Origin of the sequence: Pseudomonas sp. R11F (genome assembly GCF_050312575.1) — a bacterium.
GTDB lineage: Bacteria > Pseudomonadota > Gammaproteobacteria > Pseudomonadales > Pseudomonadaceae > Aquipseudomonas > Aquipseudomonas palleroniana.
Genome location: NZ_JBNPJU010000046.1, coordinates 15,494 through 41,994, shown reverse-complemented (window position 1 = coordinate 41,994; position 26,501 = coordinate 15,494). Strand labels below are relative to the sequence as shown.

At 60.2% G+C, this 26,501-nt stretch carries 28 protein-coding genes; 15 read left to right on the top strand and 13 right to left on the bottom strand.

Annotated features, from left to right (window positions below):
* Positions 1-111: 111 nt before the first annotated feature.
* The 3 genes from ACQRBV_RS12495 to ACQRBV_RS12485 form a co-directional block, all read right to left on the bottom strand.
* On the bottom strand, positions 112-1,014 hold the full coding sequence (locus tag ACQRBV_RS12495; RefSeq protein WP_198762552.1) for an alpha/beta fold hydrolase: 903 nt from the start codon (positions 1,012-1,014) through the stop codon (positions 112-114).
* Positions 1,014-1,796, bottom strand: a complete 783-nt coding sequence (locus ACQRBV_RS12490) for a class II aldolase/adducin family protein (RefSeq protein WP_060754377.1) — start codon at positions 1,794-1,796, stop codon at positions 1,014-1,016. The genes ACQRBV_RS12495 and ACQRBV_RS12490 overlap by 1 nt, the downstream gene beginning before the upstream one ends.
* A 196-nt stretch (positions 1,797-1,992) precedes the next feature.
* Positions 1,993-2,448, bottom strand: coding sequence for a flavodoxin (locus tag ACQRBV_RS12485; RefSeq protein ID WP_060754378.1), 456 nt, complete (start codon positions 2,446-2,448; stop codon positions 1,993-1,995).
* Between the two features lie 128 nt (positions 2,449-2,576).
* On the opposite strand from ACQRBV_RS12485, the gene ACQRBV_RS12480 reads away from it, so the two are divergent.
* Positions 2,577-3,044, top strand: a complete 468-nt coding sequence (locus tag ACQRBV_RS12480; RefSeq protein ID WP_244385099.1) for a PAS domain-containing protein — start codon at positions 2,577-2,579, stop codon at positions 3,042-3,044.
* A gap of 58 nt (positions 3,045-3,102) precedes the next feature.
* A complete protein-coding gene (locus tag ACQRBV_RS12475) occupies positions 3,103-3,708 on the top strand; it encodes a hypothetical protein (protein ID WP_060754380.1) in 606 nt (201 codons plus the stop codon).
* Between the two features lie 2 nt (positions 3,709-3,710).
* On the opposite strand, the gene ACQRBV_RS12470 is transcribed toward ACQRBV_RS12475, so the two are convergent.
* Entirely contained in the window at positions 3,711-4,670 is a 960-nt protein-coding gene (locus ACQRBV_RS12470; protein WP_411984854.1) for a MerR family transcriptional regulator, read from the bottom strand.
* 212 nt (positions 4,671-4,882) lie between these two features.
* Between ACQRBV_RS12470 and ACQRBV_RS12465 the strand changes: the two genes are divergently transcribed.
* From ACQRBV_RS12465 to ACQRBV_RS12440, 6 genes are read left to right on the top strand one after another with little or no spacing between them, the layout of a single operon-like run.
* Positions 4,883-5,440 carry an antibiotic biosynthesis monooxygenase gene (locus tag ACQRBV_RS12465; protein ID WP_104994784.1) on the top strand — a complete coding sequence of 186 codons (558 nt, stop codon included), beginning with the start codon at positions 4,883-4,885 and terminating at the stop codon, positions 5,438-5,440.
* 56 nt (positions 5,441-5,496) lie between these two features.
* Entirely contained in the window at positions 5,497-6,207 is a 711-nt protein-coding gene (gene folM, locus ACQRBV_RS12460) for a dihydromonapterin reductase (protein WP_104994785.1), read from the top strand.
* A 20-nt stretch (positions 6,208-6,227) separates the two neighbouring features.
* Positions 6,228-6,788, top strand: a complete 561-nt coding sequence (gene folE / locus ACQRBV_RS12455) for a GTP cyclohydrolase I FolE (protein WP_090368599.1) — start codon at positions 6,228-6,230, stop codon at positions 6,786-6,788.
* A 2-nt stretch (positions 6,789-6,790) separates the two neighbouring features.
* A complete protein-coding gene (folX, locus tag ACQRBV_RS12450; RefSeq protein ID WP_003194073.1) occupies positions 6,791-7,162 on the top strand; it encodes a dihydroneopterin triphosphate 2'-epimerase in 372 nt (123 codons plus the stop codon).
* A gap of 25 nt (positions 7,163-7,187) precedes the next feature.
* Positions 7,188-7,484, top strand: a complete 297-nt coding sequence (locus tag ACQRBV_RS12445; RefSeq protein WP_060754384.1) for a DUF1244 domain-containing protein — start codon at positions 7,188-7,190, stop codon at positions 7,482-7,484.
* The gene (locus ACQRBV_RS12440; RefSeq protein ID WP_060754385.1) at positions 7,477-7,818 is read left to right on the top strand and encodes a HopJ type III effector protein; all 342 of its coding nucleotides are present in this window, start codon (positions 7,477-7,479) and stop codon (positions 7,816-7,818) included. Before ACQRBV_RS12445 ends, ACQRBV_RS12440 begins: the two co-directional genes overlap by 8 nt.
* A gap of 201 nt (positions 7,819-8,019) precedes the next feature.
* Here the strand turns inward: ACQRBV_RS12440 and trxB are convergent, their stop codons facing one another.
* Positions 8,020-8,982, bottom strand: a complete 963-nt coding sequence (gene trxB / locus ACQRBV_RS12435; RefSeq protein ID WP_034115064.1) for a thioredoxin-disulfide reductase — start codon at positions 8,980-8,982, stop codon at positions 8,020-8,022.
* Between the two features lie 282 nt (positions 8,983-9,264).
* On the opposite strand from trxB, the gene cysZ reads away from it, so the two are divergent.
* The 3 genes from cysZ (at position 9,265) to ACQRBV_RS12420 (ending at position 12,118) form a co-directional block, all read left to right on the top strand.
* Complete coding sequence (gene cysZ, locus ACQRBV_RS12430; RefSeq protein WP_060754386.1) at positions 9,265-10,029, top strand: sulfate transporter CysZ; 765 nt, start codon at positions 9,265-9,267, stop codon at positions 10,027-10,029.
* A gap of 54 nt (positions 10,030-10,083) precedes the next feature.
* Positions 10,084-11,283, top strand: coding sequence for a glycosyltransferase family 4 protein (locus ACQRBV_RS12425; protein WP_411984843.1), 1,200 nt, complete (start codon positions 10,084-10,086; stop codon positions 11,281-11,283).
* Between the two features lie 217 nt (positions 11,284-11,500).
* Complete coding sequence (locus ACQRBV_RS12420) at positions 11,501-12,118, top strand: hypothetical protein (RefSeq protein ID WP_411984844.1); 618 nt, start codon at positions 11,501-11,503, stop codon at positions 12,116-12,118.
* A gap of 70 nt (positions 12,119-12,188) precedes the next feature.
* On the opposite strand, the gene ACQRBV_RS12415 is transcribed toward ACQRBV_RS12420, so the two are convergent.
* From ACQRBV_RS12415 to rplU, 7 genes are all read right to left on the bottom strand, one after another.
* Complete coding sequence (locus tag ACQRBV_RS12415; RefSeq protein ID WP_411984845.1) at positions 12,189-13,292, bottom strand: NADH:flavin oxidoreductase; 1,104 nt, start codon at positions 13,290-13,292, stop codon at positions 12,189-12,191.
* A gap of 157 nt (positions 13,293-13,449) precedes the next feature.
* Positions 13,450-13,932 (bottom strand): glutathione peroxidase, encoded by a 483-nt coding sequence (locus ACQRBV_RS12410; protein WP_060754390.1) that lies wholly within the window; start codon positions 13,930-13,932, stop codon positions 13,450-13,452.
* 101 nt (positions 13,933-14,033) lie between these two features.
* A complete protein-coding gene (locus ACQRBV_RS12405) occupies positions 14,034-14,498 on the bottom strand; it encodes a CreA family protein (RefSeq protein WP_015885841.1) in 465 nt (154 codons plus the stop codon).
* A 15-nt stretch (positions 14,499-14,513) separates the two neighbouring features.
* Positions 14,514-15,632 carry a glutamate 5-kinase gene (gene proB / locus ACQRBV_RS12400; protein ID WP_060754391.1) on the bottom strand — a complete coding sequence of 373 codons (1,119 nt, stop codon included), beginning with the start codon at positions 15,630-15,632 and terminating at the stop codon, positions 14,514-14,516.
* A 111-nt stretch (positions 15,633-15,743) separates the two neighbouring features.
* Positions 15,744-16,967: an Obg family GTPase CgtA gene (gene cgtA / locus ACQRBV_RS12395; RefSeq protein ID WP_060754392.1), complete on the bottom strand. Its 1,224-nt coding sequence runs from the start codon at positions 16,965-16,967 to the stop codon at positions 15,744-15,746.
* A 194-nt stretch (positions 16,968-17,161) separates the two neighbouring features.
* Complete coding sequence (gene rpmA / locus ACQRBV_RS12390) at positions 17,162-17,419, bottom strand: 50S ribosomal protein L27 (protein ID WP_003176049.1); 258 nt, start codon at positions 17,417-17,419, stop codon at positions 17,162-17,164.
* 34 nt (positions 17,420-17,453) lie between these two features.
* Complete coding sequence (gene rplU, locus ACQRBV_RS12385) at positions 17,454-17,768, bottom strand: 50S ribosomal protein L21 (protein WP_003176051.1); 315 nt, start codon at positions 17,766-17,768, stop codon at positions 17,454-17,456.
* A 239-nt stretch (positions 17,769-18,007) separates the two neighbouring features.
* On the opposite strand from rplU, the gene ACQRBV_RS12380 reads away from it, so the two are divergent.
* From ACQRBV_RS12380 to ACQRBV_RS12370, 3 genes are all read left to right on the top strand, one after another.
* Positions 18,008-18,976 carry a polyprenyl synthetase family protein gene (locus tag ACQRBV_RS12380; RefSeq protein ID WP_060754393.1) on the top strand — a complete coding sequence of 323 codons (969 nt, stop codon included), beginning with the start codon at positions 18,008-18,010 and terminating at the stop codon, positions 18,974-18,976.
* A gap of 117 nt (positions 18,977-19,093) precedes the next feature.
* Positions 19,094-19,435, top strand: coding sequence for a zinc ribbon domain-containing protein YjdM (locus ACQRBV_RS12375; RefSeq protein WP_060754394.1), 342 nt, complete (start codon positions 19,094-19,096; stop codon positions 19,433-19,435).
* A gap of 161 nt (positions 19,436-19,596) precedes the next feature.
* Entirely contained in the window at positions 19,597-19,854 is a 258-nt protein-coding gene (locus ACQRBV_RS12370) for a hypothetical protein (protein WP_003194088.1), read from the top strand.
* A gap of 60 nt (positions 19,855-19,914) precedes the next feature.
* Here ACQRBV_RS12370 and ACQRBV_RS12365 read toward each other — a convergent pair whose 3' ends face one another.
* Entirely contained in the window at positions 19,915-20,532 is a 618-nt protein-coding gene (locus tag ACQRBV_RS12365; RefSeq protein WP_060754395.1) for an FKBP-type peptidyl-prolyl cis-trans isomerase, read from the bottom strand.
* Positions 20,533-20,718: 186 nt separating this feature from the next.
* Here ACQRBV_RS12365 and ACQRBV_RS12360 point away from each other — a divergent pair, with 186 nt between their 5' ends.
* A complete protein-coding gene (locus ACQRBV_RS12360; RefSeq protein ID WP_411984846.1) occupies positions 20,719-26,412 on the top strand; it encodes a toxin in 5,694 nt (1,897 codons plus the stop codon).
* The last annotated feature ends 89 nt before the right edge of the window (positions 26,413-26,501 follow it).

Sequence of the window (26,501 nt, the reverse complement as noted above, 5' to 3'; positions counted from 1 at the left end):
CCGCTGGCGACAATGGGCAATGGACTGAGTGTCAGGCACCCAGCCTCTGGTCACAATAAAGTCGGCCGGGGCTGAATGGTGCGCGATAAGGCAGCGGGATGATTGCGCCGCTCAGGAATAGGCCGCACGCGACTCAGACGGGCCAATACGCTCGCGAAACGCCAAATAGTGTTTGAGCACCTGTACGGGGGCTTCGATCTGCGGATAGTGGCCGATGTTGGCCAGCAACACCGTATCGGCATGGGGCACCAACTGCTCATAACGCGCCACCATGTGGGCGCCGGAGATGGGATCGACCTCGCCGTCGATCACGCGCAGGGGCACCTCGCCACGTTGCATCGCGCCCACCCAGCGCTCACGCAGGCGGCGGCGCTGCGGGATGTAGGCGATCAGCTTGTGCAGGATACGCGGGCCGTCGTTGCAATTGAGCAGGCTCCAGAAATCATCCAGCACGCTTTCACTGGGCCGTGTGTGCGGGCCAAAAATCTGGTTGAAGCTGTTGGCCATCGCATTGCGTCCAAAGGCACGGCCGATCATCCAGCCAAGGGGGCTGAGCAACAATTTCTGCACCAGGGCCGGGCGGTGGGTCTCCGGGAACAACCCGCCATTGAGGAACACGCAGCTGGCCATCTGAAACCGACCTTCGTAGTGGCGGGCGAGCAATTCCTGGGCGACGCTGTCGCCATAGTCATGCGCCAACACATGCACGGGTTGCTCTATTCCCAAGTGTTCGAGCAATGCCTGCTGCAGATCCGCCTGCTCCAACAGGCAATAGTCGTGGTCCAGGGGTTTGGCCGAATCGCCAAAGCCCAGCATGTCGCAGGCGATCACCAGGTTGCGCTGCGCCAGGGGCTGCCACAGGTAATGCCAGTCCCAGCTACCGGTGGGGAAGCCATGGATCATCAGGAGCGGTTCGCCCTGCCCGGCCACCCAATAACGAATCGAGTAGCCACGAAAGACGAACTCCTGGCTACGTTTGCGCCAGGCTCTGAGGGGGATTTCGGCAAGAGGCATCAGCTTTTATACCCAGGGTCCTGCAGGTCCAATTTACGCAACAAGGCCGGCCAGGCCAGTGCACCGCCCATACCTTGTGCGCTCTTTGTGACAGCTGCCACCATCGCCTTGGCCCCGGCAAGGATCTGCGGCTCGATGGCAATCAATTCGGCACCGCCGTTTTGCGCCAGGACCTGGATATCGCAGGCGCGCTGGAAGGTGAACATCATCAGGAAGGTGTCGGCAATGCTGCTGCCGCAGGTGAGCAGACCGTGGTTGTGCAGCATCAGGAAATTGTTCTCGCCCAGGTCGGCCTGCAGGCGGGCCTTTTCCTCGTGGTTCAGCGCCACACCTTCATAGGCGTGATACGCCAGGCTCGACAACACGAACAACGATTGCTGGCTGATGGGCAACACGCCCTGCTTCTGCGCAGCGACGGCAACACCGGCCGCAGTGTGGGTGTGCAATACGCACACCACGTCGTGGCGCACCTCATGAATGGCACTGTGGATGGTGTAGCCCGCGGGGTTGATCTCGTAGGGGCTGTCCATCCGCTTGTTGCCGGCCTGGTCGACTTTGACCAGGCTCGACGCCGTGATTTCGTGGAACATCAGCCCGTACGGGTTGATCAGGAAATCATCGGTGCCCGGCACCTTGGCCGAAATATGCGTGAAGATCAGATCATCCCAGCCATGCAACGCCACCAGGCGATAGCAAGCCGCAAGGTCGACACGGGTCTGCCATTCGGCAGCGCTGACCTGATCTCTGACATTCTGTGGCGCTTGAACAGGGGCTAGGCTCACGGCAACGACCTCCTTGGTGCATTTCTTATTATTTTTTGAGTGAGGGGCCAGTCTAGTCAGGCGTCGTGGCGTGCGGAGTCGCCTTGCCAGCCAGCTTGATGACTGAACGAGTCAGCCATGAGAATAGTACAAGTCGTGTCAGAGAACCGCCGCCAATAAAGGCGCGGCGGACGCTGGCATTGTTGCGCGCTTGCAATCAGCCGCGCAGTGCGATGATCAACTCGGCCAACCACGGTTCGGCGTCGGCTTCCGGGGTCACGCTTTCGCTGGCGTCCAGACGCAGCATCGGCAGTACCTCACGTACGCCCAGTTCGCCGAACAGCTCGCGCATTTGCTCGCCACCGCCGCAGAAGGTGTCGCCATAACTGGCGTCGCCCAGGCCGATCACGGCACCGGGCAGGCCACGCCAGGCCGCCGGCAGTTGGTCGCGAATGCTCGAATACAGGGGTTGCAGGTTGTCGGGCAATTCCCCCATGCCGGTGGTGGAGGTCACCGCCAGAAACGCCTGGGGGGCAAACGCCTGCACATCGGCCAGGGTGGCGCGAGGGTTGTGCCAGGCTTCAAAACCGGCCGCGTTGAGGATGCCGACGGCGTGGCGGGCGACTTCTTCAGCCGTGCCGTACACCGAGCCGGAAAGGATGGCGACTTTCATCAATCTGATCCTGTCATTGAGCGAAAGCGTGGGATATTAGCAGTAGGCGCAAATTTTTCAGCGCGCCACGTGCAACATTCAAGACTTGCCATAAACTCCAAACTCCAGAACACGCCACGGACCGCTCGATGATTAACGCCAAGCTGATGCAAATGGTGGTCAACGCTTCCAACGACGGTATCGTCGTCGCCGAACGCGAAGGCAAGGACAAGCCGCTGATCTACGTCAACCCGGCGTTCGAACGCCTGACCGGCTACGCGCTGGACGACATCCTGTATCAGGACTGCCGTTTCCTGCAGTCGGGTGACCGCGACCAACCCGCCCTGATGGCCATTCGCGAAGCCCTCGACAACGGCGGTGCCTGCCGCGAAATCCTGCGCAACTACCGCAAGGACGGCACCCACTTCTGGAACGAGTTGTCGCTTTCCACGGTGTACAACGAAGCGGATAAGCAGACCTACTTCGTCGGCGTGCAAAAAGACGTCACCACCCAAGTCAAAGCCCAGCAGCGCGTGACACAGCTGGAGGCCGAGGTGGCCGAGCTTAAACGCGAGCTGGCGGCGCTCAAGGCGACGAGTGGATTTAACAAACTGTAAAAAATGCAGTCTTTAGAGCGATAATGGCTTTTTAATGCCTCACCCTTGAGCTACATCAATGCACCGCGACGCTCTCTTGACGCAGGACGAACTGGATTTCATCCAAGATATGCAACATAACCCGCAACTCAACTTGCGGGATGCCGGGTCGAGCCTGACCGTCAATGGCGGTGCACAGATCCGCGATTTGCTCACGCGGCTGGCCGCCCATGACCATGTCACCATCCAGGCGCAGTTCGACAACCAGCAGCTCACCTTTCCCCTGCAATTGGTTGAAGACGAGTTTCATGCGGTGCATCTGCGCCTGGGCGTGCCGAGCATTTTCGAAGATGGGCCGATGGTCCGCCCCTGGCGCCTGGCCCTTGAAGCACCGGTGCCGCTGGAAAACGTACGCGGTAACCCGGGAGCGCTCTGGGTACATGAGGTGTCATTCAAGGGTGTGCTGGTGGAGTTTCGTGGCCGGGCCAAGCCGCCGAAAACCTTTTCCCTGTGGTTCAGCCCGTCAGGTTACGAACGCATTGCCTTGCGTGGCGCGCTGGAGCGGGAAACCGCCCGGGGCTTGTTCGCTTATCGCTTGAACCAGAGTAACGCGGATGAAATCGAGCGCTTGCGCCAGTTCATCCTGCATCAGCATCGCCTGGTCCACCCCCACGTACATGCCTGACTTCAGGTATCCAACTGCCCGTTGAGGAACTGCTGCAAGCGGCGCTGCATCAAGCGCCCTTCGTTGCCCAGGCAGCCGATGGAGGAGCCTGCGAGGTCGTCTTCGGCCAGTTCCGAAGCCGCACCGGCCAGAAACAGCGGGCAATCGAGCGTCAACGCCAACCGGTTCAGACGCTTGTGCAGGTCATGCCGTTGTGAATGGTTGGAGAAGACAACGAGCGCACGCGGATGGGTCTTCTCACAGATCAGTGTCAACTCATCAAAAGGCTGGCCCATCGCGAGCACCTTGATGGCCAAGTCATCACGACTGATCAGTAATGCCGCGACCAGCAACTCCAATTTACGACACTCGCCGGGAATCGCGGCCATCACCACCCGCGGCGCCGAAGAGGTGCAGGCCACCTGCAGGCGCTGCAGGGCCTGCACGCGCAGGAAGGCATCGTAGAACAGCCATTCGCTGGCCTGACCGAACTGGTTCTGATGATGCAGCAGCTCGCCCCAAAGCGGCATCAGGATGTTCTGGAACGCCACACTGAGGGGGTAGGTGCCCAGGATCTGGCCATACAGCTGCTCCAGCACGTGATCGTCGAAAACACTGACGGCCTGCATCAGACGTGCCTGCCATTGCGACCATTCTGCGTTTTCGACCGTGCCCTGCTCGGAACGTACGACTTTTGCCTGCTGCTCGTCACGCGCAAGGATCTTGCCCACCTTGCTTACTGCCACACCGCGTTCGACCCAATCGAGAATGCGATGAACGGTTTCAATATCGCTCCTGGAGTAGAGCCGATGCCCACTTTCGGTGCGCGTGGGCTGAATCAGGCCATAACGGCGCTCCCAGGCGCGCAGCGTGACCGGATTGATGCCTGTCAATCTCGAGACTTCACGAATCGGAAATAGCTGGTCTGAATCGGTCGAATCTAGAAGCGAAGTGCTATCTATCGGAGCAGTATTCACGGGCATTTTGAACAAAAACCAACGGTAACTGGGCGTTCATTTAACGCCTTTAGAACTGTCTTTTTCAAGGTGTGTGCCCTTCAGACCAATGTCACTGGCGCATTTTTGCAAAACAGGAATAATCCTTGCCTGTTTTTTCCACGTGGCTGCAACACCCCCGCAGCTTCGTTCGTGCGCCACCTACCCGGTGCCGCGCACCCGTTATCTGGAGATACACAATGTCTACCTCCCCCGTTACCTTGATGGTCGCGCGTCGCGTGGCCAAAGGACGCTACGAAGAGCTGATGGCCTGGCTGCGCGAAGGCGAGCAACTGGCCACCGACTTCCCGGGTTACCTGGGCTCCGGCGTACTGGCCCCGCCACCCAACGATGACGAATTTCAGATCATCTTCCGCTTCGCCGACGAAAAAACCCTGCATGCCTGGGAGTTCTCCGCTTCGCGCAGTGCCTGGCTGAGCCGTGGCAGCGAGCTGTTTGCCGACCCGTCCGAACATCGCGTCAGAGGTATTGACGGCTGGTTCGGCGCCGCGGGCGCACGCCCTCCCCGCTGGAAACAGGCGGTGGCTATCTGGCTGGCGTTTTTCCCGGTGTCACTGCTGTTCAATTTCGGCCTTGGGCCATTGCTCAGCGAGCTGGACCTGTTCAGCCGCGTGCTGGTCAGCACGGCCGCACTCACGCCATTGATGGTTTACTGCTTTATTCCGTTGTCGACCCACCTGCTGGCAAACTGGCTACATCCCACGCCACCGCGCAAGGCCGCTGAAGCCGCCGCGTGAGTACAGGGGGCCGGTCGCTGGTATCATTTCAACCTGCCAGCGATTTGAGTCCCCCCATGACTGCAACCAACGCCCCGATCCTGATCACCGGCGCCAGCCAGCGCGTCGGCCTGCACTGCGCCGAGCGCCTGCTGGATGACGGTTACCCGGTGATGTTCAGCTACCGCAGCGAGCGCGAAGGCATCCAGACGTTGCGCGAGCGTGGCGCGATCGGCCTGTTTGCCGATTTTTCCAGCGAAGCCGGGATTCTTGCGTTTATCACGCAGTTGAAGACTCACACCGACAGCCTGCGTGCGATCGTCCACAACGCCTCGGCATGGATCGCGGAGACGCCGGGCGATGAAAGCCGCGCCTTGCAGGACATGTTCAGCGTGCACATGCTTGCGCCCTACCTGATCAACCTGCATTGTTCAGCGTTGCTGCAGCGCTCGACGCCTGCCGATATCGTGCATATCAGTGATGATGTGGTGCGCAAGGGCAGTCGCCAGCACATTGCCTACTGCGCCACCAAGGCCGGGCTCGACAGCCTGACGCTGTCGTTTGCCGCGCAGTTCGCGCCGCTGATCAAGGTCAACGGCATCGCCCCGGCAATGGTAATGTTCAACGAGGACGACGACGCCGCCTACCGCGCCAAGGTGTTGGCCAAGTCCGCTCTGGGCATCGAACCCGGGCCGCAGGTGATCTACCAGAGCCTGCGTTACCTGCTGGACAACCCCTATGTCACCGGAACCACCCTGACCGTCAACGGTGGGCGGCATATCAAGTAAGCCGTTTTTGAGGATGTCGTATGACCTTATCCCTGCCCCACCATTACCGCGAGATCCTCAAGGGCCTGGGCGAAGACCCGCAGCGCGAAGGCTTGCTCGACACGCCCAAGCGCGCCGCCAAGGCCATGCAGTACCTGTGTCACGGCTACGAGCAGAACCTGGACGAGATCGTCAATGGCGCACTGTTCGCGTCCGATAACGACGAGATGGTGATCCTCAAGGACATCGAGCTGTATTCACTCTGCGAGCACCACCTGCTGCCCTTTATCGGCAAGGCCCATGTGGCCTATATTCCAACCGGCAAGGTGCTCGGCCTGTCGAAGCTGGCGCGCATTGTCGACATGTATGCGCGGCGCCTGCAGATCCAGGAAAACCTCACGCGGCAAATTGCCGACGCGATCCAGCAGGTCACCCAGGCCGCCGGCGTGGCGGTGGTGATCGAAGCCAAGCACATGTGCATGATGATGCGCGGTGTGGAGAAACAGAACTCAACCATGAACACTTCGGTGATGCTCGGCGCGTTCCGCGAGTCGAACACCACGCGCATGGAGTTCCTGCAACTGATTGGACGGAGCAAATAGCAATGCCACAACTTCAACCAGGCATGGCGCGCATCCGGGTCAAGGACCTGTGCCTGCGCACATTTATCGGTATCAACGAGGACGAAATCCTCAACAAGCAGGATGTGCTGATCAACCTGACGATCCTGTATGCCGCCCAGGAAGCCGTGCGTGACAACGACATCGACCACGCGCTGAACTACCGCACCATCACCAAGGCCATCATCGCCCACGTCGAAGGCAATCGCTTCGCCTTGCTGGAGCGCCTTACTCAGGAACTGCTGGACCTGGTGATGAGTAACGAATCGGTGCTGTACGCCGAAGTCGAAGTGGACAAGCCGCATGCGCTGCGTTTTGCCGAATCGGTGTCGATTACCCTGGCGGCCAGCCGTTAACCTCCCCTGAATCTGCGTGAACCCTATGACCGATCAACAACGTCTCGAACTCGAAGCCGCCGCCTTCCGCCGTTTGGTGGCCCATCTGGACAGCCGCAAGGACGTGCAGAACATCGACCTGATGAACCTCGCCGGCTTCTGCCGTAACTGCCTCTCCAAGTGGTACAAGGCCGAGGCTGACGAGCGCCGGATCGAGCTGAGCCTCGATGACGCCCGGGAAGTGGTGTACGGCATGCCGTATGCCGAGTGGAAAGCCCAATACCAGAAAGAAGCCAACGCCGACCAACAAGCGGCGTTCGCCAAAGGAAAACCCCATGACTGATTTGAATACCCTGCGTGCCAGCCTCAACAGCGGCGAACATGCTTTTGCCGATACCTTGGCGTTTGTCGCTGCCGGTTATGACTACCAGCCGCAAGCGTTCACCAACGGCAACGTGGAAAACGCGGCCGGGCAGAACGAAGGGTCTTGCAAGACGCTGGGTTTGGCCCTGCTGGAAGGCTTGAGCGATCAGGAAGCACTGCTGGCATTTGGTGAGCATTACCGCTCGGTGGTGGCGACGCCTGAGGGCAGCGACCATGGCAACATCCGTGCGTTGATCGCCAATGGCTTGGCCGGTGTGAAGTTCAGCGCGCAGCCACTGACTCGCCGCGCCTGAGCCAGGCATTAAGCAAAATTTGGGAGGGGACAAGCCCTAATGCCAGTCAGTTAAGCGATAGAGCGGACGATGGTTAACATGTGGGAGGGGGCTTGCTCCCGATGGGCCGCGAAGCGGCCCCAGCTTTGGGTTTGAAAAGGCTGGGCCTGCTGCGCAGGCCATCGGGAGCAAGCCCCCTCCCACACTGTTTTGCGGCGCTGGTTAGAACGAAGCGTCCTTCAAGCCGTCGAGGTAGCGCTCGGCATCCAGGGCCGCCATGCAACCGGCACCGGCCGAGGTGATGGCCTGGCGGTACACGTGGTCGGCCACGTCACCGGCAGCGAAGATACCTTCAATGTTGGTCGCAGTCGCATTGCCTTCACGGCCGCCTTGCACCACCAGGTAGCCATCTTTGGCTTCGAGCACGCCTTCGAACAACGAAGTGTTCGGCGTATGGCCGATGGCAATGAACACGCCGTCGACTTTCAGCTCGTCGAAGCTGCCGTCGTTATTCTTCAAGCGCGCACCGGTCACGCCCATGTTGTCGCCCAGGACTTCGTCCAGGGTGGCGTTGAGCTTGAGGATGATCTTGCCTTCAGCGACACGGGCATGCAGCTTGTCGATCAGGATTTTCTCGGCGCGGAAGGTTTCGCGGCGGTGAATCAGGGTCACGGTGCTGGCGATGTTGGCCAGGTACAGCGCCTCTTCAACGGCCGTGTTCCCGCCGCCGACAACGGCGACCGGTTTATTGCGATAAAAGAAACCGTCGCAGGTCGCGCAGGCGGAAACGCCTTTGCCCATGAACGCTTCTTCGGACGGCAGGCCCAGGTAACGGGCGCTGGCGCCAGTGGCGATGATCAAGGCGTCACAGGTGTAGACACCGCTGTCGCCGGTCAGGCTGTAAGGCTTCTTGGAAAAATCGACCTGGTTGATGTGATCGAACACGATCTCGGTTTCAAAACGCTCGGCGTGTTCTTTCATCCGCTCCATCAGCGCCGGGCCGGTCAGGCCGTGGACATCGCCCGGCCAGTTGTCGACTTCAGTGGTGGTGGTCAACTGACCGCCCGCCTGCATGCCGGTGATCAGCAGCGGCTTGAGGTTGGCCCGGGCAGCGTAGACGGCAGCGCTGTAACCGGCAGGGCCGGAACCGAGAATAATCACTCGCGAATGACGGGTATCAGACATGACTCACTCCTGTCGACCGCCCGGACAACAAGGCGGCTGGAATAAAAAAGGACCGCGAAGCACTTGGGGAAGGCTTGAACTCGCAGGCCCTGAAAAATAATGGGTGCAGCGTATCGAGGGGGGCAAGATTAAGGAAATACGGAATAACAATCCAGCTCATAGGTGGTCTCTATGCAGTCGACTCGGTTGATCGAGACGTTTGTTACTGCTGATGTCGCCGCTTTCGCCCAACCGGCAAAGCCGGTAAGGTCGGCGCGTTTGTCCCACTGCTCGGAGTTCTCCATGCCCGCCCCTGCTCTTTCCGGCCCGCAATACCTGCGCGAGGGCCTCAAACTGGTGTTGAGCCCCGGCCTGCGCCTGTTTGTGCTGCTGCCGCTGGCAATCAACCTGGTGCTGTTCGTCGGCTTGATCTATTTCGCCGGTCATCAGTTCAGCCTGTGGGTCGATAGCCTGATGCCGACGCTGCCCAGTTGGTTGAGCTTCCTCAGCTATATCTTGTGGCCGCTTTTTGTGGTGCTGGTGGTGTTGATGGTGTTTTTTACCTTCACCATGCTCGCCAATATCATCGCGGCACCGTTCAACGGTTTTCTCGCAGAAAAAGTTGAAGTGGTGGTGCGTGGCACCGATGACTTCCCGCCGTTCAGTTGGGGTGAGCTGGCCGCGATGGTGCCGCGCACCCTGGCTCGTGAGATGCGCAAACTGGGCTACTTCCTGCCACGCGCCATCGGCTTGTTTATCCTGTCGTTCATCCCGGTGGTCAACCTGATCGCGGCGCCGTTGTGGCTGCTGTTCGGTGTGTGGATGATGGCGATCCAATACATCGACTACCCGGCCGACAACCATAAGCTGGGCTGGAACGAAATGCTCGCCTGGCTGCGCCAGAAGCGCTGGCAGAGCATGAGCTTCGGCGGCATCGTCTATCTGGTGCTATTGGTGCCGGTGGTCAACCTGCTGATGATGCCGGCGGCCGTGGCCGGGGCCACGTTGTTCTGGGTACGCGAGCAAGGCGCCGAGGCGATGACGCGGCAAAACATGGCCAAGTCATAAATCCATCATCCCAATGACACAATGACGACATGGCCCGCAGAGACACTGTGGGTCATGACGACAGCCTCGCTTCACATCACCTTAATTACCGAAACCTTCCCGCCGGAAATCAACGGGGTGGCCAATACCCTTGGGCGCCTGTGCGAGGGTTTGCGTGCGCGTGGCCATCAAGTCGAGCTGGTACGCCCTCGCCAGGGCACCGACCAGAGCCGCCCCAGCGACGACCAACTGCTGCTGTGCCGCGGCTGGCCGCTGCCGGGTTACCCGGGCCTGCAGTGGGGCCAGTCGTCGATGCACAAATTGCTGCGGCGCTGGACGCGCCAACGCCCCGATGTGCTGTATATCGCCACGGAAGGGCCGTTGGGGCTATCGGCCCTGCGTGCGGCACGGCGCCTGGGTATCAGTGTGGTCAGCGGTTTCCACACCAATTTCCAGCAGTATTCGAACCAATATGGCTTGAGCGTGCTGAGCCGCATGGTCACCCATTACCTGCGCTGGTTTCATAACCGCTCGACCTTGACCCTGGTGCCGAGCGCTAGCCAACGCCTGGAGTTGGAACGCCGCAATTTCGAACGCCTGGGAATGCTGGCGCGCGGGGTCGACAGCCAATTGTTCCACCCGGCCAAACGCGATAACGCACTGCGTGAAAGCTGGGCGTTGAACAGTGAACAGATCGCCGTGTTGCATGTAGGCCGCCTGGCCCAGGAAAAAAACCTGGGGCTGCTCAAACGTTGTTTCGAAACCCTGCAAGACAGGTATCCACTGCATCAGATGAAACTGGTCATCGTCGGCGATGGCCCACAGCGCGCAGCGATGGAAAAAGCACTGCCCGAGGCGATTTTCTGCGGCACTCTGCGCGGTGAAGAATTGGCCCGGCATTACGCGTCGGGCGACCTATTCCTGTTCCCCAGCCTGACCGAAACCTTCGGCAACGTTGTGCTGGAGGCCATGGCTTCAGGGTTGGGGGTAGTGGCATACGATCAGGCGGCGGCGACCCAGCACATCCGCCACGGCTACAACGGTGTGACTGCGATGCCGGGGGATGAAGAAGCCTTCTGCGATGCGGCCAACTGGTTGCTTGAAGAGCGCGAGACCTTGCGCAGGGTGCGCCTGAATGCGCGTCAGCATGCCAGTCGCCAAGGCTGGCCAGCCATTATCGAGCAATTCGAGAACCAGTTACGTGGTGTGTGCGCGCAGGGTTTTACCCCATCCAAACCCGCCACACCTGCGCTGAACGATCTGCGAGTGCCGTAAGTCGGTTCACCACGTCTCCCGGCACGCCCCCTAAAACCGGTTCCAATCTTCGCAATCGTCTCTGCGTACCCCCCGAATCACCGAGCTACAACGGCATATTTCGGGAACGTCGCGCTGCCAGTCACCACCCACATGACACCTGCTATCGAAGGTGTTTTCCTGTTGGATCACCCCGAATCAGGCAGGTATTTCTCACGAAAAATTGATAGAGAGCGTTATGTCGACACTGATCAATGGGCCAATGGCTCCGCAATTGCTGCACCACAACACGCAGACCCAGAACACTGCACAGGCTCCCGAATTGAGGCGATCCGGCGGCGGATATGAAATGGCGATGTATGGAAAGGAAACCCCGCCCAATTGGGGCCAACCACGGCCTGAACGTCCGGATTACGGCTGGAATCAGCCACTGCCTACCCACCCGGATTACGGCAGTTACCGTCCGCGTCCTACCCGCCCGGAATACGACAATCACCACCGTCCGTACGCAACCCGCCCGGACTATGACAATCATCGTCCTTACCCAGCCCGCCCGGACTACGACAATCACCGTCCTTACCCAGCCCGCCCGGACCACGACGATCACCGTCCTTATCCACCCCGCCCGGACTACGATAATCACCGTCCTTACCCAACCCGCCCGGACTACGATAATCACCGACCGCAATACACCCGACCTGATTATGGCTGGAACCGCCCGCTACCTACCCGACCGGATTACGACAGTCACCGTCCGCACTACCCCCGCGCGGATGACGGCTGGAACCAGCCGCAACATACCCGCCGGGGGGAACAACCCATACCGCGACCTGTGACAGGACAACGCAGTAAATAGCTGAAACAAAACGGGAGGCAGGGTCTTCCACCCCTTGCCTCCCGTTGAAAACCGCATGTTTACCTGCCATTCAAACCAGGGTCGTCAATGCCTCACGACTGAACGGCAGGATGTCACTCTCGCGTCCTTCGCGCACCTTCACCGCCCAATCCGGGTCCACCAGCAGTGCGCGCCCTACGGCTACCAGGTCAAACTCCTCGTTGTTCAGGCGCTCCAGCAGTTTTTCCAGGCTCGCCGGCTGTGCAACTTTATCGGTGTTGACCATGAACTGCAGGAACTCGCCATCCAGGCCGACGCTCCCGACGGTGATGGTTGGCTTGCCGGTGAGCTGGCGGGTCCAGCCGGCCAGGTTGAGGTCGGAGCCTTCAAACTCCGGCTCCCAGAAGCGACGGGTAGAGCAGTGGAAAATATCCACACCGGCGTCGGCCAACGGCTTGAGGAATTCTCCCAGCGCCTGCGGGGTGTGCACCAGGCGCGCGGTGTAGTCCTGCTGCTTCCATTGGGAGAAACGGAAAATGATCGGGAAATCAGGGCCGACAGCGGCGCGGGTCGCCTGGATCAACTCGATGGCAAAGCGCGAACGGTTGGCCAGGCTGCCACCATATTCGTCGCTGCGCTGGTTGCTGCCTTCCCAGAAGAACTGGTCCACCAGGTAGCCGTGGGCACCGTGGATCTCCACGCCGTCCATACCGATGCGTTGGGCATCCTTGGCGGCTTGGGCGAAGGCATTGATCACGTCTTTGATGTCTTGGGTGGTCATGCCATGGACAACGACGGCGCCATCCTTGAGTTTTTCCATCGGGCCATATGCCGGCACGCTGGCGTCCGGTTCGGTGCCGATGCGGCGCACACTGCCCACATGCCACAGCTGCGGGACAATCTTGCCCCCTTCTGCGTGTACGGCGTCGACCACTTTTTTCCAACCGGCCAGTGCGGCATCACCGTAGAAATGCGGAACATTCGGGTAGCCGTTGGACGCTTGATGCCCCACCACGGTGCCTTCGGTAATGATCAGCCCCACGCCGGCGGCAGCGCGGCGGCGGTAGTACTCGATGACCTTGGAATTGGGCACGCCACCTGGGGAGAACGAGCGGGTCATCGGCGCCATCACTACGCGGGTCGACAGCGTCAGTGCACCGAGCTGGAACGGTTTGAACAAGGCTTGGACAGGCATGGGAGCGCTCCACGTGAGACTGGATTTATGATGCCGATAATATGGTGAGATCAGGGTGCTTCATAGCACTATTGATCTGGGTGATTAAGGGCTAAAAGCGAAGGCCGCTAACCTGTGGCTAGGGAGTTTGCTCCCTGGCCACAAGTAAGGGAGATGTTCAGCTCAGGGCTTTTTCGATGGCATGGACGATCGTTGGATCGTCCGGCGCGGTGCGCGGCGAAAAGCGTGCAAGCACTCGCCCATCCTTGCCCAGCAGGAATTTTTCGAAGTTCCAGGTGATATCTCCAGGAAACTCTGCGCCCTCGCCCGCCAACAAGCGGTAGAGCTGATGGCGATCATGGCCATTCACATCAAGCTTGCTGCCCAATGGAAACGTCACGCCGTAGTTGAGGCTGCAGAACGCCTGGATTTCTTCCTCGGTGCCCGGTTCCTGGCCTGCAAACTGGTTGCAAGGCAGGCCAAGCACGGTAAACCCCTGGTCCTTATACTGCTGATAGAGGTTTTCCAACGCCGCGTATTGCGGGGTCAGGCCACATTTGGAGGCCACGTTGACCACCAGTACCACTTGCCCCTTGAAAGGCGCCAGCGGCAGCTCATGTCCGTCTAAAGCTTTGAGTTTCAGGTCGTGGAAAGCGCTCATGACGAACTCCAGATATCCCATGTTCTTCGCATTGCGGCTCTGCGAGATTACAACCCGCAAGCCTGCAATCATAGACGCCGATTGCAAAACTCGCCTGCGAGTTACTGAGCGGTAGGCCAGGGCAAAATCGGAATCGCGGTCACCGCATTCTGCGGGCTGCCTTCGATCAAACGGTCGCTGTAGACCAGGTAAACCAGGGTATTGCGCTTCTTATCGAGAAAGCGCACCACTTGCATGGTCTTGAACACCAGGGAGGTGCGCTCCTTGAACACTTCGTCGCCGTCCTTGAGCTCGCCCTTGAAGCGAATCGGCCCGACCTGGCGGCAGGCAATCGAGGCTTCGGCGCGGTCTTCGGCCAGGCCCAGGCCGCCTTTGACACCGCCGGTCTTGGCGCGGGACAGGTAGCAGGTCACGCCATCAACCTTGGGGTCGTCAAACGCCTCGACCACAATGCGGTCGTTGGGGCCGACGAACTTGAACACCGTCGACACCTGGCCGATTTCTTCTGCGCTGGCCAGCAGCGGCATGGCCAACAGCAGGCCGAGCAATCCCTTCATTACGCGCATCGTGTATTCCTTTGGTTAAACCAGGATCAGGTTATCGCGGTGAACCAGTTCCGGTTCGGCCATGTAACCCAATAGTCCGACAATCGCGTCAGACGATTGCCCAATGATTTTCTGCGCTTCCAGCGCGCTGTAGTTGGCCAGGCCGCGGGCGATCTCACGGCCGTCCGGCGCGACGCACACGACCATCTCGCCACGGCGGAAACTGCCTTGCACCAGCTTGACGCCCACCGGCAGCAGGCTCTTGTTGCCTTGAGACAAGGCCGACACAGCGCCATCGTCCAGCACCAGGGTGCCACGGGTTTGCAGATGGCCGGCCAGCCACTGTTTGCGCGCAGCCAGCATGCCGCGCTCCGGCGACAGCAGCGTACCGATACGTTCACCAGCCTTGAGGCGGTCCAGCACACGCTCCAGGCGCCCTCCGACGATAATGGTGTGCGCACCGGAACGCGCAGCCAGGCGTGCGGCACGCAGCTTGGTCTGCATGCCACCACGGCCCAGGGCGCCACCGACGCTGCCGGCCACGGCGTCCAGAGCCGGATCATCGGCACGGGCTTCGTAGATCAATTGCGCGTCGGGGTTATTGCGCGGGTCGGCGTCGAACATGCCGTCGCGGTCGGTGAGGATCACCAGCAGGTCGGCCTCCACCAGGTTGGCTACCAGGGCGGCCAGGGTGTCGTTGTCGCCGAAGCGGATTTCGTCGGTGACCACCGTGTCGTTTTCATTGATCACCGGGATGACCTTGAGCTCCACCAGCGCACGCAGGGTACTGCGGGCGTTGAGATAGCGCTTGCGGTCGGACAGGTCGTCGTGGGTCAGCAGGACCTGCGCGGTGTGGCGGCCGTGCTCGGCGAAGCTGGATTCCCAGGCTTGCACCAGGCCCATCTGGCCGATGGCGGCGGCGGCTTGCAGTTCGTGCATCGCGCTGGGTCGCGCGGTCCAGCCGAGGCGGCTCATCCCGGCGGCAACCGCCCCGGACGACACCAGCACCAACTCGACACCGGCCTCATGCAAGGCCACCATTTGCTCGACCCAGACGCTCATGGCTGCGCGATCGAGCCCCTTGCCATCCGCTGTCAGCAACGCACTGCCGATCTTCACGACCCAGCGCTGCGCACCTGTCACTTTGCTCCGCATCATCTTCAACCTTAAAGTGAGGGCCGCGCGACCCAGCGCCGCCCATAACGTTATACCCGGATACCAAAACGCCGCTCTATAAGGAGCGGCGTTCAAGTTTATCGCAACGAATCAGTCGCGCACGTAAATGATTTCCGGGCCATCTTCATCATCCACGTCTTCTTCGTCCCAATCATCGTCGCCGATGTCATGGACCGACTTCACGCCGCTGCGGCGCAGGGCACGCTGGTCATCCAGGGCCTGCAGCTGAGCACGGGCTTCGTCTTCGATGCGCTGGTCGAGCTCGGCCAGTTCGGCCTTGTACACCGGGTCGGCCGCCAGACGGTCGGCGCGGTCTTCGAGGTAGCGCATGATGTCGCGGGTCAGGCGCTCGGTGCCTTCTTTGGCGATGGCCGAGATCACATAGACCGGGCCTTCCCACTCCAGGCGGTCGACGATTTCCTTGACGCGGGCCTCGTGTTCTTCTTCGAGGATCTGGTCGCACTTGTTCAGTACCAGCCAGCGATCACGCTCAGCCAGGGACGGGCTGAACTTGGTCAACTCGTTGACGATCACTTCGGCGGCGTCCGGCGCGCTGGTGTCATCCAGCGGGGCCATGTCGACCAGATGCAGCAGCAAACGGGTACGCGACAAGTGCTTGAGGAAGCGGATGCCCAGGCCAGCGCCATCGGAAGCACCTTCGATCAGGCCGGGAATGTCGGCGATCACGAAGCTTTTCCAACGGTCGACGCTGACCACGCCCAGGTTCGGCACCAGGGTGGTGAACGGGTAGTCAGCGACTTTCGGCTTGGCCGCCGAGACCGAGCGGATGAAGGTACTTTTACCGGCGTTCGGCAGGCCCAGCAGGCCCACGTCGGCGAGTACTTTCATTTCCAGCTTCAGGTCACGCTGCTCGCCCGGCTTGCCCGGTGTGGTCTGGCGCGGTGCACGGTTGGTACTGGACTTGAATCGGGTGTTACCCAGACCGTGCCAGCCGCCCTGCACAACCATCAGCTTCTGGCCGGCCTTGGTCAGGTCGCCAATCACTTCCTGGGTCGCGGAGTCGATGATCGTGGTGCCGACCGGTACGCGCAGTACCAGGTCCTCGCCTTTTTTACCGGTGCAGTCGGTGCTGCCGCCGTTGGAGCCACGCTCGGCGTCGAAGTGCCGGGTGTAACGGTAGTCGACCAGGGTGTTGAGGTTTTCGTCGGCCATCATGTAGATGGAACCGCCGTCACCGCCATCACCGCCGTTGGGGCCACCGTTTTCGATGAATTTTTCGCGACGGAAACTCATGCAACCGTTACCGCCGTCGCCTGCTTTTACTCGGATGGAAACTTCATCAACGAACTTCATAACAAAACGCCTCTCGCCTCTTGGACGAGCTTAAGAAACCAAGACATAAGACTCTTGCAAAAATGAGCGCAGCGACCTCAAGCAACGACCGCAAATCTTGCTGCTCTCGCCCATTACAAACAGCTTTGCAAGAGACTCACTCCACAAACGAAAAAGCCCCGTCGCAAGACAGGGCTTTTCCAGCGATCTCGCGATTAAGCTGCGACAACGCTCACGTAACGGCGGTTGAAAGCGCCTTTTACTTCAAACTTGATCACGCCTTCGATTTTCGCGAAGAGGGTGTGATCTTTACCCATGCCTACACCGTAACCGGCGTGGAATTGGGTGCCGCGCTGACGCACGATGATGTTGCCCGGAATGATTTTCTGGCCGCCATACATCTTCACGCCAAGGCGTTTGGCTTCTGAGTCGCGACCGTTACGGGTACTACCACCAGCTTTTTTGTGTGCCATGAGTCAATTCTCCTAGTGAGGAATTAGGCTGAAATTAAGCCTGAATACCGGTGATTTTGATCTCGGTGTACCACTGGCGGTGGCCCATACGCTTCATGTGGTGCTTACGACGACGGAACTTGATGATGCGGACTTTATCGTGACGACCTTGGGAGATCACTTCAGCCACAACGGTAGCGCCAGCAACAACTGGAGCGCCGATGTTCACGTCATCGCCATTGGCGACCAACAGAACGCGATCAAAAGTAACGGATTCGCCGGTAGCGATTTCCAGTTTTTCGATCTTCAGGTATTCACCTGGGGCGACCTTGTATTGCTTGCCACCAGTAACAATTACTGCGTACGACATGGTATTTCTCCGATAATCCTGCTCACCCAGCTCTTTATAAGAAGAGGTATTGGCTGGCATGGCTGCATGGGATGGACGTCCCGAATGCAATTGCGTAAGGCAGGTGCTGCCCAGGAAGTTCAGGGTGCGCGATTGTACGCAAGCTATAGAGGCCTTGCAAGTGGCCGTCCATCGCGCCTTGACACTGCGGGGTCAGGGTCCTAGCATGCCGCGCAACCCTTCTGGAGCGACTGTCGCTGATGCAACCCCAAGCTTTCTACCGCGCGGTCGCGGACGATTTTAGCGCCGTCGACGGCATCATCAAGCAGCAGCTGACGTCTAAAGTGCCGCTGGTCTCCAAAATTGGCGACTACATTACGTCGGCGGGCGGTAAACGCCTGCGTCCTTTATTAGTGTTGCTGTGCGGCAAGGCCCTGGGCCGCCAAGGCGATGACCTGCGCCTGCTGGCAGCAACTATCGAGTTCCTGCACACCGCCACCCTGCTGCATGACGACGTGGTCGACATGTCCGGCATGCGTCGGGGTCGCGAAACCGCCAATGCCATGTGGGGCAACGCTCCCAGCGTCCTGGTGGGCGATTTCCTTTACTCGCGCTCGTTCGAAATGATGGTCGAACTGGGTTCGATGCCGGTGATGAAAATTCTTTCACAAGCCACGCGCATCATCGCCGAAGGCGAAGTATTGCAGCTGTCGAAGGTTCGCGACGCCAGCACCACCGAAGAAACCTACATGGAAGTGATTCGCGGCAAAACCGCGATGCTCTTCGAAGCTTCGACCCATAGCGCAGCCGCCCTGTGCGGCGCGACCGCCGCACAGGCCGAAGCCCTGCGCACCTTTGGCGACCACCTGGGCGTGGCGTTCCAACTTGTGGATGACCTGCTCGACTACCGTGGCGACGCAGAAACCCTGGGCAAGAACGTCGGCGACGACCTGGCCGAAGGCAAACCGACCCTGCCGCTGATCTACACCATGCGTGAAGGCACGCCGGAACAGGCTGCGCTGGTACGCAAGGCGATCCAGAAAGGCGGGATCGAAGACCTGGAAGCCATCCGTGCAGCCGTTGAAGCCTCGGGCTCCCTGGATTACACCGCGCAACTGGCGCGCGACTTCGCGGCCCGTGCCATCGCGTGCCTGGAAGCCCTGCCGGCCAGCGAATACCGGGACGCCCTGGTCGAACTGAGTGAGTTCGCGGTCGCGCGTACACACTGAAATACCTGCATGTGGGAGCCCCCCTCCCACATTCAAGCCTATTACCAATTCCCGCCCCTGGCCCAATTCCCTATATAATGTGCGACTTTTAGCCCTCCTGACTTTCAAGGAACTTTAGTGAGCACGTTGCCACCCTGCCCAAAATGCAATTCCGAATACACCTACGAAGACGGCGCCCAGCTGATCTGCCCGGAATGCGCCCATGAGTGGTCCGTCAACGGCGAAGCCGAAGCGGCCAGCGACGAAACCGTGAAGAAAGACTCTGTGGGCAACGTCCTGCAAGACGGCGACACCATCACCGTAATCAAGGACCTCAAGGTCAAAGGCACGTCCCTGGTGGTCAAGGTCGGCACCAAGGTCAAGAACATCCGCCTGTGCGACGGCGACCACGATATCGACTGCAAGATCGACGGCATCGGCCCGATGAAACTCAAGTCCGAGTTCGTCCGCAAGGTCTGAATCTGCTGGTTCCATCCCGCGCCCGCCGCGGGGTGGCGTTTCGCCATCTCCTTTGACCGAACGCAACGGTCCCTCCAGAAAACCCAGAAAACCGCCAATAGACACTTGCTATTCGACGAATAAGAATTATTCTCATTGAAACCCATCAAGGAGAATGAACCATGACTTATTTGATCGATGCCTGGCTGGACCGCCCACACCCCTACCTGCGGATTCTGCATCGGGAAACCGGTGAGGTTTGCGCAGTACTGGAAGAAGAAGCGTTGAACGAACTGCAGGATCAGGGTGACCTGGACGTCAACGGCTTGAGTTCAAGTGAACCCGGTGTGCTGAAAGAGGTGGTGAGAAACCTGTTTCTATTCTGCTATGCCCGAGCGTTGCGCCCGGCGACGGAGCTCAATGGCAAGTTCCATCCATGAACACACCCGCAAAACTCTGTGGGAGCGAGCACGCTCGTTCCCACAGATAATCAGCAGATCTTACAGAACGTCGAGCAGCTCGACGTCGAATACCAGAACGCTGTGCGGTGGAATGCTGCCAACGCCTTGAGCGCCGTAAGCCAGTTCGCTCGGCACGTACAGACGCCACTTGCTGCCGGCATTCATCAGTTGCAGGGCTTCGGTCCAGCCGGCGATCACACCCCCTACCGGGAATTCTGCAGGCTGACCGCGCTCGTAGGAACTGTCGAACACAGTGCCGTCGATCAGGGTGCCGTGGTAGTGGGTACGTACTTGATCTTCACGGGTTGGCTTGGCGCCGGTACCGGCAGTCAGCACTTCAAATTGCAGACCGGAAGCGAGGGTGGTGATGCCATCACGCTTGGCGTTTTCCGCCAGGAATGCCAGGCCGGCGCCAGCAGCGGCTTCAGCCTTGGCAGCGGCTTCGGCTTGCATGATCTCGCGGATGACTTTGAAGCTTGCAGCCATTTGCTCCTGGTCCACACGGCTTGGCTTACCGCCGAAGGCGTCGGTCAGGCCGGCCAGGATCGCGTCCAGGCTCACGCCCGGTGGTGGGTTGTCGCGCAGTTGGTCGCCCAACTGACGGCCGATACCGTAGCTGACGCGGGTTTCGTCGGTGGACAGATTAACTTCGGACATGAAGAGGCTCCGCTGTAGGGCCACACAGGAAAACGCCGTTTCCCGCGCCGCCCAGAACTAAAAGGGCCAGCAGACTAGCACACATGCGTCGTCTGTGATGAGCCCTGCGCACGTACCTATCTACCGCCGTCGTTCCAAGCCGGCATCTCATGCTGAGGCTCCTTCCATCACATTGGAGACGGTGCCATGAGCACACCCTCTGCATCCCAACTTGAGCAACTGCACGCGCAGTTGCTTGAGATTGATCCGAGCCTGCGCAGCCAAGTCAGCAAGCCTGCCCCACCGCCCCAGGAGCTGACTGACCTGGAAAAATTGAACGCCACGCTCAAGCAAGCCAACCACACTTTCCTCGACCAGGCACGCGCGCTCTATCAGGACCTGGCCCAAGTCGACCTCAGCCAAACTGGCGGCAAGGCGTTGTTGACCCGCCTGCGGGCCAAACTGAACGAACAGTTGCAAGACCTTGATGACACCAGCTCCGTCACCGGTCAAGGCCGTCAGACCTTCATGCGCTACGCCGCCGGCAGCACGGCACTGGAACGGGAGGCCAGCCTCAATATCAAGGACCATCTGCTGAACCCGGTCGACCTGCGCATGCTTGAGGATTGCTCACGCGTGCCGTCGTTGCGACCGGGCATCTATGCATTGACGTTCACCTATCAGGAGCAAAGCGTCGAATTCGCCGGCGCATTTGTATTGACGCGCCAGCCGAGCCCGGTGGTCGATAGCCTGACCAGCGATGCCGCGCTCGGCCCGGTACTGCTCTTTACGCCATCGGCGGGCCTGTATGGGTTCGATACCCTGCTCGAACTCGACCAGAGCCTGAAAGCGAACATAGCCGAGCGCGGAGAAATCCTCCGGCACTTGCCGGTGCGTTATCAACACTTGGGCGTCGCCGACATCTGGCCGCTGGAGCTGCGGCCGATCGACGACCTGCTGGTGTTCGAACACAGCTACCAGGCGCTGCTCGACAAACGTCGCCTGGACATCGACCTTGCGCTGAGCCTGGTCAATAACCCGCGAACTGACAGTGCACAGTTGATCGAAGAGCTGGACGCCGCTATCAGTGCGGCCCTGCCCGACCTGTCCCAGCGCCTGGCAATGCGGCGCCAGCGCCTGCTGGAGTGGGCGTTGCATAAAAGCTTGCCCGACTGGTTCCGTAACGCCGATGGCGCGAAGCAAGCCAACCTGACGGACTGCATCGTCCAGTACAACCAGGCCCGGCAGATATTTCTCGAACTGTTCGGCCCCTGGATAACCCCTGGCGCCCTGGCCCATTACCAGTTGCTCGAACAATTGGCCGACCAGTTGGAGATCCATGACCTCGACCCGCAGCAACTGCTCGTCACCACCCGCCGCGAAGTGGCGGATGTGGGCGCTTACGTGCAACAGCGCAGCCTGGTGGATGTTGCCCTCGCGGGTTTGCACAGCGACGACCGTCTGCCCGGCTCAGCCTTTCTCAAGCACACCACCCTGAGCTACGCCGGCGCACCGTTGCAAGGTCGCCACGCGCACCTCACGCCACAAAGCCTGCTCGACCTGTTGCAACCGCTGGACCCGCGCCTGGAGTTTGCCGCCCAGCAGAAAAAAGCCATGGCTACGCCCGAAATCCGCCAGGCGACCAAGGCCATGCTCGATCGACGCCTGGCACTGTTGGCCTATACCGCCAACCTGCAAGGCCACTTGAGCGCCGCCGACTATCAATTGTTTGAACAATTGCGCAGCACGCCCGGCTCGGCGCTGCGTGCGCAGACCGTGCTGCTGCATGGCGCGCAGCTCAAGGACTTGTGGCTGCTGCGCGAGAACGACACCAACGGGCAACCCAAACGCTTGCTGCTGTGCACTCCCGACTCACCAAGGGGGCAAATGTTTATCGGCTTCAACAGCCTGCGCGAATGCCAGACGCACATTCTCGCCTGGGCGGCGGACACGACCCGGCATAACGGAAAAACCATGGTCGACTACCTGCTGGAGCAAGTGCCACAGCGCTTTCGGCCGACCATGCGCATTGTCGCCAGTAAGCTGGGTTTTCGACCGGATGCCATGGAGCACGAGGAAGTCACCCTGGGTACGCCCTGCACGCACAATGCCTGCCTGGACGCCATGGTCGAGCACCTGATGGCGCAATTGATCGACGACTATGAATACAGCAGCCCGCTCTGGCTGCGTTCCGCCTCTCAAACTGAGCGCATCCGCCTGACAAGCCTTGCCGAAGATGCCGAAGGCGCCTTACGCACCTACAACGCCCGGCCGGATGCGGAGGCCAACTTCCCGACCTTTGCCGCGTATGTGCATGAACAGGCCACCCTCAGCCTCAACAAGCTGTTGGGCCGGATGCACAACAAGGTCGACCCGGACCTGGTTTTTGCCTACACCCCCAAACCGTTGTTGGGCCAAGGGCCGAAACCTGTGTCCTATACCGAACTGTATCGCGACGGGTACGCGGACAACGTGGGGTTTATCAACGAAGACTTTTCCAGCTCTGCGACGTTTCGTGGCCCGCCCGGTGTCGACCTGAGCGCGCTGACCTCGCAGAAGGTCGCGGCCGCGGTAAGAGGCGCATGGATCGGCAAACGTTACACCGACCTGGTACACACGCAATTGCAGGCCGCCAGCAGCCCGGGCTATACCGAAAGGCGCAATGCCACGCTGAAGATCACCCAGTTGCAAATGCAAAATGCCGCTCTGCAATCACGCCTCGAAGGGCATATCGCCAATGTCGACCTGAGCTGGTTGACCCAGGCGATCAGCAGCCTGGGCCAGAGTGCAGTGACCCAGCGCACCACTTACAAAATACATCGCCTGTTTATCGACGGCAGTTGGGTCATGGGCGTTTACCTGTTCAGCCACGCGGATAACCCGGTGCTGCTGTACACCCCGAATGCCCCGGATGGCATCAGTTTTCGTGAAGCGAAACTGTTCAACTACCTGCTCAAGACCCTCGATGGTGCGGTGGAATATTTCTGTAGCCGCACCGCGCAGCAGTCCCAGGCACGTATCCGGGATGTACTCGAAACCGCCAAGAAGGGCCTGCCCGACGACATCAACCGCACCAGCCCCAGCCGCCCCCATTACGACAGCATCGAGCGCGTCACGCCCTTGACCGACCTGCGTCACGAATTCTACAACATGGTATTGCAACGCCGGATCGACGACGTCCACGCCACTACGGTGAACCGTACGCAGATGATCATGGGCATTGTCTGGACCTGCGTCGAATGGGTCACTGCCATCGCGACCATTCCCTTTCCGATTCTCAGCCTGACCCTGGGCGGGTTGCTCGCCTTCAAGGATGCGCTGCTCGCGCTCAACGCGTGGCACCAGGGTGACCGCGACGGTGCATTGCTGCATTACATCGGGTACCTGGCCAACCTGGGCGGTGCGCTGCTGTTTGACTTGAGACCTGCCTTTCGCGGGCCGTTCAACGCACTGCGTCCGACACTCAAAACCGGCAAACAGGCGGCTGACAGCGCACTGCTCAAACAACTCGAACCCACCAGCCCGCCAGACATGCAACCGCTGCTGTTCGATGGCCAGCCCTACTGGGTCAAGCCCACCCCGGACGCCCTGGGCCGTCACCTGCTCTACCGCCAGGACCCGGCCTCCGGCCAGATGCGCTCGACCGCACGCTTGGTCAACCAGGATACCGAGGGTCGCTGGGTGCGTTCCGGCGTGACCGGTGGCGGGCGCAAGAAATATGAGCTGCTACCCGAAGAGGTCGACGACTCTCTGGCGAAATACGAGATTTCGCCCAGCGAAGGTAAATATTTCCGAGCCGTACTCGATGAAGGCTTCAAAGCCCGGCTGGTCACCAATTGGGATCCCGACGTCATCGGCGCTACCCAGCGCTACGTCTACGACCAGTTGCAGCCGCTACGCAATGCCTACGTCGGCCAGATCGAGCAACTGACGAAGGATGCCGAGGCTTTCTTCCTGCGTCCCCGCGTACACCCCATCAAGCCGCAAGTCCCCCCAGTGGCCGCAGAAACCGCGCACGCCGAACTGCTCAAGCTTTTGTTCTCGCCGGGTAAACAGCTGCTCATCGGCGCCCATAATGCGTCCATCGCCAGCAAACAATTGTTGATCGAAAACATGCAGTCCCTGGCCGAGCAAGGGCTCAAGCGGCTGTACATCGAAAACCTGCCGGTTGACGTGTTTCGCAGCAAACTGAAGATCCTCAACCGCGAAGTCGAAGGCAATGTCGCGGTGGCACTTGAACGCATCACTGAGCATCTGGCCAGGGTCGATCAGGCCTTGGGGTTCGCTGCCGATGCGCCTTTCAGTTTCCGCAAGCTGGTGCTTGAAGCGCACAAACACAACGTGATCATCGATGGGCTGGATGCGTCGAGCTCCTACCACATGGAGCACGTGCTGGCCCTGGGCGACGGCGAGCGGCTTATCCCACGCTCGAGCCGGCTGCGAAATTTCTATTCGCACCAGGCAATTGCGCGCAACGTGAAAAATCGCCCCGGGGAAGGCTGGATCGCCCTGGTCGAACAGGACCGCATGGGAAGCCACGCGATGACCACCGGCCTGGCCGATCTGCAAAACACCTTGGCGCTGCGCGTTCAAGACGTGGCACCTGACCAGCCCGTGGGCGTCTGGGTCGACACCTTGCCTGCGACGCAGTCCAGGGGGCACCTCACGTTGTCGCTGTCGACGAACCTGCACGTGCGCGCCCAACCGGCAGTGGCGCAGGCCCCTGCGGTCACGGCCGGCGCCACGCACTTCAACGAGTTCGACATGCCCCACGCCATGAAGAAGCAGGCCGGGCAATTGGCAGCGTCTCATCGTGGCCTGGATACACGCTACGCCTTGCATCAGGGCGACCCTCGCCAGGCCACGTTCGCTGAGTTCATGCGTATTCGCGAGCGCTTGATCGAACGCGCCGAAGCCTTTTTTGCCGGGTACACAGCGCCACGACGCAGTGCCCTGGCTTACCTGGCCAACCTTGCGAGCGAAGAGGACCTGATCAAGCGCCTCTTTCAACAAAAACTCGGGCTTGTCATCGGAGAAGCGCACTCGGCGCAGTCGAGTAAGGAGTTCCTGATCAAGCACATGAAACTGTTGAAGAAACAGGGGGTAAAAACGCTCTATGTCGAACACCTGCTGACCGACCTGCACCAGCACGAACTGGATATCCTGCACGACACGCTGAAAATGCCCAGCGGCTTGCAGGCCTACCTGAATGCCCAGGACCAGGGCCATATGCTCATGTACACCGGGCCGAACACTTATACCAACGTGATCAAGGCCGCCAACAAATACGGGCTGCGCGTGCGCGCCCTGGATTGCACTGCCAGCTACCACACCAAAGGGGCCAGGGGCAGCAGCCCGCGCAACACGCTGTTCAGTTATTTCGCCAACGAAGTGATCAAGGCCGACCAGGCGGCGTTCGGGCCCCATAAGTGGGTGGCGTTCATGGGCAGCGGGCACACCGATATGAACCTGTTGGTGCCCGGTATTGCCCAGTTGCAGGATGCCGTCAGCCTGCATGTGCGCGATGCCGCCGCCGGCACTGCACGCACCCTGCAACAGGGCGGCTGGATCGTAGATGAGACCAGCTCATTGGCCTTGCGCAGCGACTTCACACTGCAGGTCGGTGTCGCCGGCAGGCGCGCCATGCGTCCACCCGCACCGCCAAGCCGCGAGCGGTTGCGCCTCAAAGGGCACTTCATCATCGAGCGGCCATCGGCCTACGAGACGAACCTGGTGCACCATTCCAACAGTGGCGACATCGTGGTCACGCCGATTCAGATCGATGACATGGGCCAGTTCTTCATCGATCGGTGGGAGGGGATTCGCGACAAGCGTTTTGTCTATCAAAGCCAGTTGATCGAAGCGCTCAAGTACGAGATCCATCTGACACCGGCACCGTGATGCCTCAGGGGCTCCTGCCCGCCCGTCGGCTGGGGGCCCCTTTCGATCTACCGGACAAAAGACATTTCAGATTCTGGCCGTGCTGCCGA

Bases quoted from the DNA above. Each gene is read 5' to 3' on its own strand.
- ACQRBV_RS12405 (WP_015885841.1), bottom strand. From the start codon at position 14,498: ATGCGCGTAATGAAGGGATTGCTCGGCCTGCTGTTGGCCATGCCGCTG.
- ACQRBV_RS12410 (WP_060754390.1), bottom strand. From the start codon at position 13,932: ATGAGCGCTTTCCACGACCTGAAACTCAAAGCTTTAGACGGACATGAG.
- ACQRBV_RS12420 (WP_411984844.1), top strand. From the start codon at position 11,501: ATGTCGACACTGATCAATGGGCCAATGGCTCCGCAATTGCTGCACCAC.
- rpmA (WP_003176049.1), bottom strand. From the start codon at position 17,419: ATGGCACACAAAAAAGCTGGTGGTAGTACCCGTAACGGTCGCGACTCA.
- ACQRBV_RS12415 (WP_411984845.1), bottom strand. From the start codon at position 13,292: ATGCCTGTCCAAGCCTTGTTCAAACCGTTCCAGCTCGGTGCACTGACG.
- ACQRBV_RS12380 (WP_060754393.1), top strand. From the start codon at position 18,008: ATGCAACCCCAAGCTTTCTACCGCGCGGTCGCGGACGATTTTAGCGCC.
- ACQRBV_RS12425 (WP_411984843.1), top strand. From the start codon at position 10,084: ATGACGACAGCCTCGCTTCACATCACCTTAATTACCGAAACCTTCCCG.
- ACQRBV_RS12440 (WP_060754385.1), top strand. From the start codon at position 7,477: ATGACTGATTTGAATACCCTGCGTGCCAGCCTCAACAGCGGCGAACAT.
- folE (WP_090368599.1), top strand. From the start codon at position 6,228: ATGACCTTATCCCTGCCCCACCATTACCGCGAGATCCTCAAGGGCCTG.
- folM (WP_104994785.1), top strand. From the start codon at position 5,497: ATGACTGCAACCAACGCCCCGATCCTGATCACCGGCGCCAGCCAGCGC.
- cgtA (WP_060754392.1), bottom strand. From the start codon at position 16,967: ATGAAGTTCGTTGATGAAGTTTCCATCCGAGTAAAAGCAGGCGACGGC.
- ACQRBV_RS12495 (WP_198762552.1), bottom strand. From the start codon at position 1,014: ATGCCTCTTGCCGAAATCCCCCTCAGAGCCTGGCGCAAACGTAGCCAG.
- rplU (WP_003176051.1), bottom strand. From the start codon at position 17,768: ATGTCGTACGCAGTAATTGTTACTGGTGGCAAGCAATACAAGGTCGCC.
- ACQRBV_RS12445 (WP_060754384.1), top strand. From the start codon at position 7,188: ATGACCGATCAACAACGTCTCGAACTCGAAGCCGCCGCCTTCCGCCGT.
- trxB (WP_034115064.1), bottom strand. From the start codon at position 8,982: ATGTCTGATACCCGTCATTCGCGAGTGATTATTCTCGGTTCCGGCCCT.
- ACQRBV_RS12465 (WP_104994784.1), top strand. From the start codon at position 4,883: ATGTCTACCTCCCCCGTTACCTTGATGGTCGCGCGTCGCGTGGCCAAA.
- ACQRBV_RS12475 (WP_060754380.1), top strand. From the start codon at position 3,103: ATGCACCGCGACGCTCTCTTGACGCAGGACGAACTGGATTTCATCCAA.
- ACQRBV_RS12470 (WP_411984854.1), bottom strand. From the start codon at position 4,670: ATGCCCGTGAATACTGCTCCGATAGATAGCACTTCGCTTCTAGATTCG.
- ACQRBV_RS12485 (WP_060754378.1), bottom strand. From the start codon at position 2,448: ATGAAAGTCGCCATCCTTTCCGGCTCGGTGTACGGCACGGCTGAAGAA.
- ACQRBV_RS12365 (WP_060754395.1), bottom strand. From the start codon at position 20,532: ATGTCCGAAGTTAATCTGTCCACCGACGAAACCCGCGTCAGCTACGGT.
- folX (WP_003194073.1), top strand. From the start codon at position 6,791: ATGCCACAACTTCAACCAGGCATGGCGCGCATCCGGGTCAAGGACCTG.
- cysZ (WP_060754386.1), top strand. From the start codon at position 9,265: ATGCCCGCCCCTGCTCTTTCCGGCCCGCAATACCTGCGCGAGGGCCTC.
- proB (WP_060754391.1), bottom strand. From the start codon at position 15,632: ATGCGGAGCAAAGTGACAGGTGCGCAGCGCTGGGTCGTGAAGATCGGC.
- ACQRBV_RS12370 (WP_003194088.1), top strand. From the start codon at position 19,597: ATGACTTATTTGATCGATGCCTGGCTGGACCGCCCACACCCCTACCTG.
- ACQRBV_RS12480 (WP_244385099.1), top strand. From the start codon at position 2,577: ATGATTAACGCCAAGCTGATGCAAATGGTGGTCAACGCTTCCAACGAC.
- ACQRBV_RS12360 (WP_411984846.1), top strand. From the start codon at position 20,719: ATGAGCACACCCTCTGCATCCCAACTTGAGCAACTGCACGCGCAGTTG.